General features: G+C 66.3%; 13 protein-coding genes. 6 read left to right on the top strand and 7 right to left on the bottom strand.

Features of this window, described 5'->3' with window-relative positions:
* Window positions 1–85 precede the first annotated feature (85 nt).
* Together dnaG and ACWV8V_RS15435 are read right to left on the bottom strand one after the other, a co-directional pair.
* The gene (gene dnaG, locus ACWV8V_RS15430) at window positions 86–1,816 is read right to left on the bottom strand and encodes a DNA primase (protein WP_455900146.1); all 1,731 of its coding nucleotides are present in this window, start codon (window positions 1,814–1,816) and stop codon (window positions 86–88) included.
* Between the two features lie 63 nt (window positions 1,817–1,879).
* On the bottom strand, window positions 1,880–2,794 hold the full coding sequence (locus ACWV8V_RS15435; protein ID WP_455900147.1) for a YihY/virulence factor BrkB family protein: 915 nt from the start codon (window positions 2,792–2,794) through the stop codon (window positions 1,880–1,882).
* 147 nt (window positions 2,795–2,941) lie between these two features.
* Here ACWV8V_RS15435 and ACWV8V_RS15440 point away from each other — a divergent pair, with 147 nt between their 5' ends.
* Window positions 2,942–3,877 carry a hypothetical protein gene (locus ACWV8V_RS15440; protein ID WP_259262099.1) on the top strand — a complete coding sequence of 312 codons (936 nt, stop codon included), beginning with the start codon at window positions 2,942–2,944 and terminating at the stop codon, window positions 3,875–3,877.
* Between the two features lie 69 nt (window positions 3,878–3,946).
* On the opposite strand, the gene ACWV8V_RS15445 is transcribed toward ACWV8V_RS15440, so the two are convergent.
* Window positions 3,947–4,393 carry a GatB/YqeY domain-containing protein gene (locus ACWV8V_RS15445; protein ID WP_259262100.1) on the bottom strand — a complete coding sequence of 149 codons (447 nt, stop codon included), beginning with the start codon at window positions 4,391–4,393 and terminating at the stop codon, window positions 3,947–3,949.
* 136 nt (window positions 4,394–4,529) lie between these two features.
* Complete coding sequence (rpsU, locus tag ACWV8V_RS15450) at window positions 4,530–4,745, bottom strand: 30S ribosomal protein S21 (protein ID WP_002808376.1); 216 nt, start codon at window positions 4,743–4,745, stop codon at window positions 4,530–4,532.
* 167 nt (window positions 4,746–4,912) lie between these two features.
* Here rpsU and tsaD point away from each other — a divergent pair, with 167 nt between their 5' ends.
* Window positions 4,913–5,938: a tRNA (adenosine(37)-N6)-threonylcarbamoyltransferase complex transferase subunit TsaD gene (gene tsaD / locus ACWV8V_RS15455; protein ID WP_259262101.1), complete on the top strand. Its 1,026-nt coding sequence runs from the start codon at window positions 4,913–4,915 to the stop codon at window positions 5,936–5,938.
* A gap of 24 nt (window positions 5,939–5,962) precedes the next feature.
* On the opposite strand, the gene ACWV8V_RS15460 is transcribed toward tsaD, so the two are convergent.
* A complete protein-coding gene (locus ACWV8V_RS15460) occupies window positions 5,963–6,616 on the bottom strand; it encodes a hypothetical protein (protein WP_455900148.1) in 654 nt (217 codons plus the stop codon).
* Window positions 6,617–7,012: 396 nt separating this feature from the next.
* On the opposite strand from ACWV8V_RS15460, the gene folB reads away from it, so the two are divergent.
* The 4 genes from folB (at window position 7,013) to ACWV8V_RS15480 (ending at window position 11,771) form a co-directional block, all read left to right on the top strand.
* On the top strand, window positions 7,013–7,381 hold the full coding sequence (folB, locus tag ACWV8V_RS15465) for a dihydroneopterin aldolase (RefSeq protein ID WP_088434566.1): 369 nt from the start codon (window positions 7,013–7,015) through the stop codon (window positions 7,379–7,381).
* A gap of 26 nt (window positions 7,382–7,407) precedes the next feature.
* Window positions 7,408–8,682: a mechanosensitive ion channel family protein gene (locus ACWV8V_RS15470; RefSeq protein WP_455900149.1), complete on the top strand. Its 1,275-nt coding sequence runs from the start codon at window positions 7,408–7,410 to the stop codon at window positions 8,680–8,682.
* Between the two features lie 137 nt (window positions 8,683–8,819).
* Complete coding sequence (locus ACWV8V_RS15475) at window positions 8,820–10,994, top strand: glycoside hydrolase family 3 N-terminal domain-containing protein (RefSeq protein WP_455900150.1); 2,175 nt, start codon at window positions 8,820–8,822, stop codon at window positions 10,992–10,994.
* 117 nt (window positions 10,995–11,111) lie between these two features.
* Window positions 11,112–11,771: a hypothetical protein gene (locus ACWV8V_RS15480; protein WP_455900151.1), complete on the top strand. Its 660-nt coding sequence runs from the start codon at window positions 11,112–11,114 to the stop codon at window positions 11,769–11,771.
* A 69-nt stretch (window positions 11,772–11,840) separates the two neighbouring features.
* Here ACWV8V_RS15480 and ACWV8V_RS15485 read toward each other — a convergent pair whose 3' ends face one another.
* A complete protein-coding gene (locus ACWV8V_RS15485; RefSeq protein WP_455900152.1) occupies window positions 11,841–12,995 on the bottom strand; it encodes a PQQ-dependent sugar dehydrogenase in 1,155 nt (384 codons plus the stop codon).
* A gap of 147 nt (window positions 12,996–13,142) precedes the next feature.
* A complete protein-coding gene (locus ACWV8V_RS15490; protein ID WP_152153756.1) occupies window positions 13,143–13,490 on the bottom strand; it encodes a hypothetical protein in 348 nt (115 codons plus the stop codon).
* Between the last annotated feature and the right edge of the window lie 8 nt (window positions 13,491–13,498).

Consider the following 13,498-nt stretch of genomic DNA (forward strand, 5'->3'; position numbering starts at 1 on the left):
GTAGAGCAGGGAAATAAACGGGGGAACGAAGACGGCATCGCTGCAGCGGGGTTCGCGAGGTGGGATGCCACGGCGGCTCCGTTGGTCAGAAGCGGAGGGTGCTGCGCGCCTTGAGCAGTTCGCGCAGCTCGTACTTGTCAGTATCGTCCAGACCCTGCTGGCTCTGCTTTGCCTGAAGCTCGTCCAGACGTTGCATCAGCAGCTGTTTCTCCAACTGGGCCACCGCGTCATGCAGTTCCTGGGTCCACATCGCCTCGTCGCCGGGCAGGGTCTGCGCGGCCAGCTTGTGCAGCGACTCCTGCTCCTCGCGGCCTTCGAAGTGCTCCAGCAACGCCCCGGTACTGATGTCCGGGCGCTGCTCGACCAGGGTCAGCAGTTCGGTCAGCAGTTCGATGCCGGGCAGGCGCAGGCCGGTGAAGTGATGGCCGTCCAGGGTCATCGCCAGCGAGGGCTGCTGCAGCAGGATCGCGATGGCCGCGCGCACCAGGCTGCGGCGCTGGGCCGGTGCCACCGCGCGCTGCGGTGGGCGAGAGGGCTGCGCGGACGCACTGGGCTTGGCGCCCAGGCCGGTCAGCGTGGTCAGCTGCTGCTTCATCAGGTCGCCGAAGGCGCCATCGGGAATCTGCGCCAGCATCGGCTTGGCCCGTTCGGCCAGCCGCGCCTTGCCGTCGAGCGTGCCCATGTTGACCTCACGGGTGAGCTCGTCGAAGAAGAACTGCGACAGCGGCGTGGCCTGCTGCAGGCGGGCATCGAAGCCCTCGCGGCCTTCCTTGCGCACGATGGTGTCCGGGTCTTCGCCATCGGGCAGGAACAGGAAGAAGGCCTGGCGGCCGTCCTTCATGCGCGGCAGCACCGACTCCAGCGCACGCCAGCCGGCGCGGCGGCCGGCGGCATCGCCATCGAAGCAGAAGAACACGTCCGGCGCATTGCGGAACAACAGCTCGGCGTGGTCCGGCGTGGTCGCCGTGCCCAGTGTCGCCACCGCCTGGGTGACGCCGAACTGGAACAGCGAGACCACGTCCATGTAGCCCTCGACCACGATCAGCCGCTCGATCTTCTGGTTGGCCTGGCGCACCTGCCACAGGCCGTACAGCTCGCGGCCCTTGTGGAACAGCGCGGTCTCGGGTGAGTTGAGGTACTTCGGGCCGTCGTCTTTTTCCATGACCCGACCGCCGTAGGCGATCACGCGGCCACGGCGGTCGAAGATCGGGAACATGACCCGGTCGCGGAACTTGTCGTAGACGTGGCCGCGGTCGTTCTTGGAGAACAGGCCGGCGCGGTCGAGCAGCTTCATCCGCCGCTCGTCCTTGCCCAGGGCATCCTTCAGCGCGCTGTAGCCGTCCGGTGCGTAACCGATGGCGAAGCGCTCGCGGTTCTCTTCATCGACTCCGCGCTGGTCCAGGTAGGCGCGTGCCTTGTCGCTGCCCTTCAGCGCGGTCTGGAAGAAGCGCGTGGCCGCGTCCAGCGCCGAGTACAGATCGCGGCTGTCGTCCTGCTGCTGTGCGGTGCGCGGCTGGGTATCGCGCGGCACTTCCATGCCCACGCGCTTGGCCAGCTCATCGACCGCGTCGAGAAACTCGAGGCGGTCGTAATTCATCAGGAAGCTGATCGCCGTGCCATGCGCGCCGCAGCCGAAGCAGTGATAGAACTGCTTGGTCGGCGAGACCGTGAACGAGGCCGAGCGCTCGTCATGGAACGGGCAGCGCGCTGCGTATTCCTTGCCCTGGCGCTTCAGCGGCACGCGACTGCCCACCACCTCGACTATGTCGGAGCGGGCCAGCAGGTCGTCGATGAATGCGTCGGGGATACGGGCCATGGGCAGCAGGCGGGGGCATGGCCGGTCACGGCCACGCGCGGAAGCGGGGGTGCCGCTAGTCTACTAGCTGCCGGCCGTTTCGCCCGGTTTCGGTGGCTCCACCCCAGCCTCGGCGAGCACGGCATGGGCGCGCAGGCGCTCATCGATCACCGAGGTCATCAGTGCACCGACGAAGAAGACCACGGTGGCGTAGTAGATCCACACCAGTGAGATCACCAGGGCGCCCATGGAGCCATACGCGCTGCCCGGTGCGACGGTGGCGATGTACAGGCCGATGCCATAGCGGCCCAGGGCGAACAGGGCCGAGGTGATCGCACCGCCGATGAAGGCCTGGCGCCATGCCACGCGGCGGTCGGGCAGGTAGTGGTAGAGGAAGGCGAAGCCCACGGTGTACAGCGCCAGGCTGGTCAGGTAGCCGATCGCCGGCAGTACCGAGGGCAGGTGCGCGAACACGACCTGCAGCATGGTGGTCGCGGTCATCGAGAGGATCAGCAGGAACCCCAGCGCCAGCACTACGCCGAAGGAGAACACGCGCTTGCGCAACCAGGCCACGATGCCATCCAGGCGCTCGCCGCTGGTATTGAAGATCAGGTTCAGGGCGTTCTGCAGCTGGGCGAACACCGCCGTGGCACCAATGAACAGCAACAGGGTGCTCCACACGCCGGCCAGCGTGCCGATGTCGGGCTGGTTGTTGGCATTGCTGAGCACGGTCTCCGCCACCGAGGCGGCGCTGGTGCCGGCCACGTCATTGATCTGGCCCAGCAGCGCCTGCTGCGCCGGCGGGTACAGCGAGGCGGTCAGCCACAGCAGCAGCACCAGCAGCGGCGCCATCGAGAGCAGGGCGTAGAAGGCCAGCGCGGCGGCCTGGGTCATCACGTCCGCATCGATGAAGCGGCGCAGCAGCACGGCGGGGAAGCTCTGCTCCAGCCGCGCCATGTGTTTGCGGATCCTGGAGAGGGAATGGCTCGGCGGGTGCATGGACGGCATCAGGTCGGAAGCGAGGCCCCCGTTCTAGCAAATGGACGGATTGCACCGGGTGAAGTGATCCGATCAGGTCAAGATCTTGACGGATATCGCGCTATCCTTTTGCCCGGTTTTCCACCTTCACAGCAGAAAGGACGCTTCATGAAAGGAATGGTCTACACGACGATGGTGCTGTTGGCCGCTGCGGGCCCGGCGGCGGCTTCCGGGGCCTGCGACAAGGCTTTCAAGACGGTAGGGGATGCGCGCAACGGTGCGCTGTACATGGCCGATGTCACGGTGCCGGGCCTGAAGGTGCAGAGCGCACTGGACCAGCTGCGCAAGATCGGCGGCGATGACAAGTTCGAAGTCGCGGGGCAGCTGGTGGAGGGCGATACCGGCGACCAGTACCTGATCCAGCGCACAGGGCTGCGTGTCCCGTTGGTCCTGGTGGGCACCGCCGATCGCACCGGTCGCGTCACGCTGGCGACCAAGCTGGCCCGTGGTCAGTCGATCGAGCCGGCGGCGGCCAAGCAGTCGATGTGCGGGATGCTGGACAAACTCAAGGCGGGCAGCCAGGGCGACACGGTGGCCGCGGCCGGGCGCACCCAGTACCCGATGCCGGCCATCGAGGCAGTGGCCGCCCCGGATCTGTCCAAGCGGATGGGCAAGGAAGTGAAAGACACGATGGCGCTGTACCGCAGTGCCGGTGCCTTCAAGGATCTGATGCTGGGGACCAACACGAACAAGGAAGACAAGGGCGACCGTTCGGCCACCTTCCTGCCGCTGTACGCAACCTACGTGGGGCGGCGCTATCAGATCGATGGCCAGATCTATACGGTCAATCCGAGTACGTATTCGACCAAGCCCGGTGACATCGGCTCGATCAACTACCTGGTCACGCCGACCCGCGGCCTGCTGCGCGTCCGCCAGAACGACACGTACAACAACAACAACTACACCATCCGCTGCGAATTCGCGTCGGACCAGGCCGCCAACTTCACCATGCTGCGCGAGCGCGACTGGGCCAAGCTGGAAGGTGAGATCAGTTCGATCGAGGAAAGCTCGATGACGCTGCGCAACTGTCGCCAGGCCTCGTAACAACGGACCTGTTGAAACGGAAAAGGCCCGCGAGATGCGGGCCTTTTCACTGCGGCGTGGCGGCGCGATTCAGCCAGCCAGCTGCTGCTTGACCAGCTTGGACACCAGGCCCATGTCGGCCTGACCGGCCAGACGCGGCTTGAGGGCGCCCATCAGCTTGCCGATGTCGGCCGGGGTGGTCGCGCCGGTTTCGGCGATGGCGGCCTGGATGGCGGCCACGATCTCGGCCTCGCCCAGCTTGGCCGGCAGGTACTGGTCGATCACCACGATTTCCTCGCGCTCGATCACGGCCAGGTCTTCGCGGTTGGCGGCTTCGAACTGGGTGACCGAGTCCTTGCGCTGCTTGACCATCTTTTCCAGCACGGCCAACGCGGTGGCGTCGTCCAGCTCGATGCGCTCGTCCACTTCCTTGCGCTTGATGTCGGCCAGCATCAGGCGGATCACGCCCAGGCGGTGTTTCTCGCCGGCCTTCATGGCGGCCTTCATGTCATCGGTGAGCTGCTGCTTCAGGCTCATGGGAACACCTCGTGTCGGTGGAAAAGGAAAGCGGGGCGCCGAAGCGCTGGAACGCAAAAAGCCGGTAACGCTCGCGCGTTCCGGCTTCGGCTCCGTCACGACAGGCCAAGGCCTGCCGTATCGAAGTTGCGTCCGATCAGTACAGGCGCTGACGCTTGGTAACGTCGCGCGACGAACGGCGCAGCTGACGCTTCACAGCAGCGGCAGCCTTACGCTTACGCTCCTGGGTCGGCTTTTCATAGAACTCGCGCTTGCGGGTTTCGGCCAGCACGCCGGCCTTTTCGCAGGTGCGCTTGAAGCGACGGAGCGCAAACTCGAAGGGCTCGTTCTCGCGGACTTTAACGCTGGGCATGGAATCTCCGGGACACAGTAGAACCGGGTCACGCCCGGTGAGAGCCGCACATTATAGCGGCGAGAAAAGAAGTTGCAACCCACCCCGGCGAACTTCTTGGCCAAGGGTGATGCGCAGACAGGCCAGCGTACGTCTGCCGGGGCCTGAAGAGGTCCATAATACCCGTTATGCGAGTCCTTGGTATCGAATCTTCCTGCGATGAGACCGGCGTGGCGGTGTATGACACCTCCCTGTCCGGGATCGACGCCCTGCGCGCCCACGCCGTCTACAGCCAGATCGCCCTCCACGCTGAATACGGCGGGGTGGTGCCCGAGCTGGCCAGCCGCGACCACGTGCGCAAGCTGCTGCCGCTGATCCGGCAGACCCTGGCCGAGGCCGACATGACCGTGGCCGACATCGACGGGGTGGCCTATACGGCCGGCCCCGGGCTGGTCGGTGCGCTGCTGGTGGGGGCGGGCGTGGCCCGTTCGCTGGCCTGGGCGCTGGAGGTGCCGGCGGTCGGTGTACATCATATGGAAGGCCACTTGCTGGCCCCACTGATGGAAGACGACCCGCCGCAGGCGCCCTTCGTGGCGCTGCTGGTGTCCGGTGGGCATACCCAGCTGGTCGCCGTGGACCGGATCGGCCAGTACCGCCTGCTCGGCGAGACCCTGGACGACGCCGCTGGCGAGGCCTTCGACAAGACCGCCAAGCTGATGGGCCTGCCGTACCCCGGTGGCCCGCAGCTGGCCGCCCTGGCCGAGCGCGGCACGCCGGGCCGGTTCAAATTCACCCGCCCGATGACGGACCGCCCCGGTCTGGATTTCAGCTTCTCCGGGTTGAAGACCCAGGTCCTGCTGGCCTGGCGCGACAGCGACCAGAGCGAGCAGACCCGCGCCGACATTGCCCGTGGCTTTGAAGATGCGGTGGTCGACACCTTGGCGATCAAGTGCGAGCGCGCGCTGGATGCGGCCGGCACCGATGTGATCGTGGTGGCCGGCGGGGTCGGGGCCAACAAGCGCCTGCGTGCCAAGCTGCAGCAGATGGCCGCCCGCCGCGGTGGCCGCGCCTGCTTCCCGCGCCCGGCGCTGTGCACCGACAACGGCGCGATGATCGCCTTCGCTGGCGCGCTGCGTCTGGAAGCTGGCCAGCACACGCCGCCCCAGGTGCAGGTGACGCCGCGCTGGGATATGGCGACGCTGCCGGCGGTGTGAGGTTGGCGGCTGGCCTGCAACACCTCAGACAGGCCTCCGCTTCAGCCACGATGTTACGGACTCATGGCGGGTCATCCACCGCTCGGTATGGGGGCAACGCATCTGGACGATTCGTCCAATCGTGGCCAGATCCAGCGCGAGATCGCGTGCGAAGATCGGTTCGTGATGCGCAATCCGGTTGCGCAACTGCCTTACCTGTTCCAAGTCGCCATGCAACTGCGCGCGCAGAAGGTATTCCGGCGTGTCCGGATCCGCGCCTGGAAGGACGCGCCTTAGAGCCTTGGACCACAGCGTTCTGTCGAACCGTTGGGTAAACAGGTGCTGCCAGAACGCGAATCTCAACGACGCAATGACGGCTGCCGTTGACGTGTGGTTCGACGCCACGCATCGCAGCTCTTCGCGTGCGTTGTAGCGCGCCGTGCCGCCGGGAAGACTGTTGCGAAACCCCTCCTGCCAAGGCCAGAGTGCACCATGCTGCTGGGCTGCCGCTTCAGCCACCGCATTGCGGATGACTACTTCGCAGGTGTGGAGCGGCAGGAGAAACGCGCCACTGACACGCATGTTCCATTGATACAGTTCAAAGGGATGGGCGCGTAGTTGGGCGCGTGCAACGGCTTGTTCATACGTTGTCATGCGTGCTGCGGAGAATGAGCGGTGGATCAGGTGCTGATCGCGCACGACAGAGCTTCGCGGTATCCATGGGCCTCCACCGTAGAGGGCAGTTCTGGCGCGCGGTATCAGGGAAGTCGGTCAGTGGCGGCGTAGCTGGTCAATTGAAAATGCTCTTTGGATCAATGAGCTACTAAGCTCTAGTGGGGTGATGAGCACCACGTCGTAAATCCGGGTCGTGGCCATTGACCCTTTTGGGCCACCCCAGTACCGTTGCAGTGTGTGCCACCGGGATCAGCTGATGGGTCAGCCCATTTCCCCCGGGGACAGTGGTGGTAAGCAAAGGGTCCCGCGCGGGGCCCTTTGTCTTTTCCGGCACCGGTGCGGAAGGCCCCCTCACCCCGGTTCCCGGCACATTCCGGACAGCCCCGTTACCATGGTCGCCATCTTCCACGTGGCATGGCTATGGACAAGGTATTCATTGAAGGGCTCGAAATCGATGCCCTGATCGGGATCTACGACTGGGAACGGCGGATCCGCCAGACCCTGCGTTTCGATCTCGAAATGGGCTTCGACAACCGCCGCCCGGCGGCCAGCGACGACATCGCCGATACCCTCAATTACAAAGCCGTCAGCAAGCGCATCGAGCAGTTCGTGCGTGACTCGGACTATGGCCTGGTCGAAACCCTGGCCGAGCGCATCGCCGAGATCGTGCTGCGTGAATTCAACGTGCAATGGCTGCGGCTCAAACTCAGCAAGCCCGGTGCGGTACGCGGCGCGCGCGCGGTCGGCGTGATCATCGAGCGCAGCGCGCAGGACCTGGCAACGCCCTGATACCCCTGATAGGAGAGCGATACACGATGTTGGATGCGGTAGTGGCAACCCGATGGCTGGACGGCCTGCAGAACACCCTGGAACCCTGGCCCTGGGCCTACACCCTGCTGGTGCTGGCGGCGCTGGCCCTGGCGGCCTGGCTGGCCAACTTCGTCACCAAGAAGATCCTGCTGCGCGGTCTGCGCAAGCTGGTCAACCGCCTGCCTGGCCACAGCGCGGGCAATGAAGGCGGCAACAACCTGCGGGTGATCTCGCGGCTGTCCAACGTGGTGCCGAGCATGGTCATCGCCGCCGGCATCCGGATCGTGCCGGACCTGCCGCCGGAGCTGGTGGAGTTCGTGATCGGGGCGTGCCGGGCGTGGGCGGTGCTGACCGTGGCGCTGGCGGTCTCGCATGCGCTGGACGCCGCCAACGATCTGTACGAGCGCCGCCCGGATGCGCGCAACAAACCGATCAAGGGCTACCTGCAGGTCGTGAAGATCATCGTCTTCGTGATCGCCGGCCTGTCGATCGTGGCGACCCTGCTGGGGGTGAAGCTCGGCCCGCTGGTCACCGGCCTCGGCGCGGCCACCGCGGTACTCATGCTGATCTTCCAGGACACCATCCTGTCGCTGGTGGCCAGCGTGCAGATCAGCGGCGATGGCCGGGTGCGGTTGGGCGACTGGATCGAAATGCCCAGCCAGAACGCCGATGGCGATGTGATCGATATCGCCCTGCACACCATCACCGTGCAGAACTTCGACAAGACCATCACCACCATCCCGACCAAGAAGCTGGTGACCGAGTCGTTCAAGAACTGGCGCGGCATGCAGGAAGCGGGCGGGCGCCGGATCAAGCGCGCGCTGTACCTGGACCAGCACAGTGTCGGCTTCGTCGATGCGCCGATGCTGGCCGAGCTGGAGCAGTTCGCGGTGCTGGGCGATTACCTGCGGGAGAAGCAGGCCGAGCTGCAGCAATACAACGCCGGGCTGCAGGCCAAGGGCATGGCGGCGGTGAACGCGCGCCGGGTCACCAACCTAGGCACGTTCCGCGCGTATGTGGAGCGCTATCTGAAGCAGCATCCGGGCATCCATACGGAGATGACCCTGCTGGTACGGCAGCTGCAACCGACCACCGAAGGCCTGCCGCTGGAGATCTACTGCTTCACCCGCAGCACCGCCTGGGGTGAGTACGAAGGCGTGCAGTCGGACGTGTTCGATCACCTGCTGGCGATCCTGCCGGCCTTTGGGCTCCGCGTGTTCCAGGCCTCCAGCGATGCGATGCTGATGGCCGGGCAGCAGCGGCTGGCGGCGGAAGAGTAAGCTCCTCTGCCCCCGTCGGCGTGCCGGCGGGGGTGGAGATCTTCCCGCGGGGAAGAAAAATGAACGCAAAAGTCATTCACAACCGCTTCGGGAACGCTAGAATCCCGGGCTTGTAAACGTTTTCATAAGGACAGCCGGTGGCCGCCGATCGTATCGAAACCCTCATTGCCCAGATGACCGTCGAAGAAAAAGTCGGCCAGTTGGGTGTGTTCGCCGACATGGTCCGCCCGTTCGCCCCGGACGTGAACCCGGAAGCCAATGTCCTCAACGCCGACCAGGTGCTGCAGCAGGTGCGCGAGGGCAAGGTGGGCTCGCTGTTCAACGGCGTCGGCGTGGAAGCCGGCCGCCGGATCCAGCAGGTCGCGCTGGAAGAAAGCCGCCTGAAGATCCCGGTGATCCTGGCTGCCGACGTGATCCACGGTATGCGCACTGTGTTCCCGATCCCGCTGGGCGAGGCCGCGAGCTTCGAGCCGGACCTGGCTGAGCGCACCGCCCGTGCCACCGCGGTGGAAGCCACCGCTGCCGGCCTGCACTGGACCTATGCACCGGCCGTGGATATCGCCCGCGACCAGCGTTGGGGCCGGGGTGCCGAGGGTGCCGGTGAAGACGTGGTGCTGGGCTGTGCATTCGCCGCCGCCCGTGTGCGCGGCTTCCAGGGCCCGGACCTGCGCGCCGACGATGCGCTGCTGGCCACGCCGAAGCATTTCGCCGCCTACGGCGCGGTGATGGCCGGCATGGAATACAACATGGTGGACATCTCGCCGCAGACCCTGCGCGACGTCCACCTGCCGCCGTTCAAGGCCGCCTTCGACGCGGGCGCGTTGACCGTGATGTCCTCGTTCAACGACATCAACGGCGTGCCGGCCAGCGCCAACGCCGAGCTGCTGACCGACATCCTGCGCGGGGAGTGGAACTTCCCGGGCGTGGTGATCTCCGATTACACCGCCGACATGGAACTGGTCGCGCACGGCTATGCCGCCGATGACCGCGACGCCACCGCCAAGGCCTTCACTGCCGGCCTGGACCTGAGCATGCAGAGCGGCTTCTACGCCGAGCACCTGCCGGGCCTGATCGAGAGCGGCGAAGTGCCGATGGCCACGCTGGACGAATCGGTGCGCCGCATCCTGCGACTGAAGGACGCGATCGGTCTGTTCGATGACCCGTACCGCTCGCTGGATGCGGCACGCGAAGCGGACACCTCGCATATCGCCGCGCATGACGAGCTCTCGCGCGATGCCGCGCGCCGCTCGATCGTGCTGCTCAAGAACGCCGAGTCGGTGCTGCCGCTGAAGAAGGTCGGCCAGAAGATCGCGCTGATCGGGCCGTTCGTGCAGGACCGCGAGAACATCGAAGGCTGCTGGACGCTGTTCGGCGACAAGTCGCGTTACGTCACCCTGGAAGCCGGTGTACGTGCGGCGATCAGCGACGAATCGCTGCTGGAGATCGTGCCGGGCTGTGATCTGGAAGCGGCCGTGCAGGACGGTATCGAACAGGCGGTCGCTGCCGCGCTGCGTGCCGATGTGGTGGTACTCGCGCTGGGCGAACCGCAGCGGTACAGCGGTGAAGCGCAGTCGCGCGTGGAGATCACGTTGCCGCCGGCACAGCAGGCGCTGGCGGAAGCGGTGGCGATGACCGGCAAGCCGCTGGTCGTACTGCTGCGCAATGGCCGCGCGCTGGCCCTGCAGGGCGCCGTGCGCAATGCGCATGCCGTGGCGATCACCTGGTACCTGGGCACCCAGACCGGGCACGCCGTGGCCGATGTGCTGTTCGGTGACTACAACCCGTCCGGGCGCCTGCCGGTCAGCTTCCCGCAGGTCTCCGGCCAGCAGCCGTACTTCTACAACCACGCGCGTACCGGTCGCCCGGAACTGCCGACCATGTCCGAGTTCAAGGCACGTTGGCGCGAGATTCCGAACGAGCCGGCGTACGCCTTCGGCCACGGCATCGGCTACACGACGTTCGCCTATGGCGTGCCGCAGCTGAGCAGCGCGCAGCTGGGCTGGGACGACACCCTGACCATCACCACCACGCTGACCAACACCGGTGCGGTGGCGGGAGAGGAAGTGGTGCAGCTGTACATCCACGACCGTGTGGCCAGCCGTGTGCGGCCGGTGCGCGAGCTGAAGGGCTTCGACAAGATCGCCCTGCAGCCGGGTGAGAGCACCGAGGTGCAGTTCACGCTGGACCGCCATGCGCTGGGCTTCACCGGCCGCGATGGCGTGTTCCGCGCCGAGCCGGGCCAGTTCGAGCTGTGGGTGTGCGCATCGTCGGCCAGCGGCGAGCCGGTGATCTTCGAGCTGCTGGCCGCCTGAGCCGGCCTCGCGTCACCCGGTAGTGCCGGCCGCTGGCCGGCGCCACCGTGAGCCATCATCGGCGGCTGACGTTTCGGCAGTTAGGCTGGCTTCCTCGTGAAACCGATGGAGCCACCCATGCGCCTGACCCGTACCCCGTTGCTGTTGGCCCTGGCCAGCCCGTTGTGGCTGGCCGCCTGTAGTCCGTCGGCGCCGCCGCCGGCCGAGACCGCCGCCGCCGATCCCGCCCAGGGCCCGGCCACGGCCATTCCCGAAGGCCGGCCGACGCCCGGTGACAGCGTGCCGTCCTCGGGTCTCTCGCCGGATGCGGTCACTGCCGGCAGCCCCGCGCCGGATGCCGCTGTGCCTGCTTCGGGCGGTGCCACGACACCTGCTGCGGACGCCACCGCCACACCCGCCGCGCCGACCAGCGCTGGCACCCGCGATGTCCGTCAGCGCATCGACCAGGTCCTCGGCGATTCTGCCCAGTACGAAACAGTCTTCAATGCCTTCCAGAAAGCCGTCAATGGCGGCGATCGCGCCGCCGTGGTCGAGGAAGTCCGCTTCCCCTTGAACATCGCCAACGGCGCCAGGATCACCGGCCCCGGCGAGTTCCAGCGCAACTACGAGCGCATCCTGACCCCGGCCGTGCGCAAGGCCATTGCGGCGCAGAAATTCGACGACGTCATGGTCAACCAGCAGGGGGTGATGATCGGTGACGGCCAGGTCTGGCTCAACGGCACCTGCCTGGATCAGGCGTGCAGCCGCACCGAGGTCAAGGTCGTGACCATCCAGTAAGCCGGTGCAGCGCCGGAACGCGCGTGAGTCATGCAGGCTGCCGGCGATGCGCCGGCAGCCTGCCAAGACTCAGGCCTTCGGCGTGAGCTTGAGCAGCTTGCCGTTGCTGCCGTCTTCCAGCAGCCAGATCGCGCCATCCGGACCCTGTTCGATCTCGCGGATGCGCTCACCCATGTCGAAGCGCTCGGCCTCGCGGGCGTTGTCGCCGTCGAAGGCCACGCGGACCAGCGCCTTGGACGACAGGCCGCCGATGAAGCCGCTGCCCTTCCACGCCGGGAACTGCGTACCGTTGTAGATGATGAAACCGGCCGGGGAGATCACCGGGGTCCAGGTCACCTTGGGTGCAGCGAACTCCGGACGGGTGTCGTGGTCGGGGATGTCGCGGCCGTCGTAGTGGCTGCCGTTGGAGACGACCGGGTAGCCATAGTTGGCACCGCGCTCGATCAGATTCAACTCGTCGCCGCCGGCCGGGCCCATTTCGTGCACCCACAGCTTGCCGCGCGCATCGAAGGCGATACCCAGCGCATTACGATGGCCCAGCGACCACACCTGCGCGGCCACGCCACCCTGCGAGGCGAACGGATTGTCGGCCGGTACGCTGCCGTCGTCGTTGAGGCGGATCAGCTTGCCGAGATTGCCGCTCATATCCTGGGCGGGGTCGAACTTCTGGCGCTCGCTGGAGGTGATCCACAGTTTGCCGTCCGGACCTAAGGCGAGACGGTGGCCGTAATGCCCCTTGCCGCTGACCTTCGGGGTCTGGCGCCAGATCACCTTGAGGTCTTCCAGCGTGCCGCTGCCATCGGCGGCCAGTGCCAGGCGCGCACGCGCGACCGCAGCGCCACGGGTATCGCCATCGCCTTCCTCGGCGTAGCTGAGATAGATCAGCTGGTTCGTCGCGAAGTCAGGGTGCGGCAGCACATCGCCGAAACCGCCCTGGCCGCCGTAGGCGACCTCGGGCACGCCGGTGATGGTGGCGGTCTTGCGGGTCTGCACGTTGAAGTGCTTCAGCGCGCCTTTCTTCTCGGTGACCAGCAGGCTGCCATCGGGCAGGAAGCTCATCGCCCACGGTTCGTCGAAACGGGCGAACTCGGTGGCGGCGAATGGCCACTGGGCTTTCTTGAGGACCGGTGCGGTGGGGCTGGCCGTGTCTGCCGCGACACAGGCGGTGGTGAACAGGGCGGGGGTGAGACTGATGGCGAGGGTGAGCAACAGCTTGCGGGTCATGGAAGTCTCCGTCGGGGAGGCGATGGCCAGCCCCTGTTGTACACCATGGCCATCAAGGCCGCGTGGACCAAAGGTCCTGCAGACAGGACAACGGCGACCCGAAGGCCGCCGTTGTCGTTTGCGCCGTTGCTCTGCGGGCAAGCGCGATCAGGTGCCGCGCGGCACGCCCTTGTCCAGGTGCGCCTGGCGCAGCGCGGTGGATTCATCCCAGCCGCGGCGCACGGCATTGCGGGCCTGTTCCCAGCTCAGCTTGCTCTGGCCGTGTTCCTGCGCCCAACGGGACTGCAGCTCCGCCTCCACTTCTTCATACGCGCGGATCATGTCGTCGGCACGGGTGCGATGACCGAGCTGATATGCGGGCTCGTAATCATCGAAGAACTGGTTGTTGTCGTAGTACGGTTCGCTTGGAAAGCGCTCACGCCAATAGTCCGATACGGCCTGGCGCGGGACACCGTCTTCCGGCACCCGGCCGGGAATCTGATAGTCAGTGCTCATGTGTTGGC

The sequence above is a fragment of the Stenotrophomonas sp. Ker107b genome, from assembly GCF_053847245.1.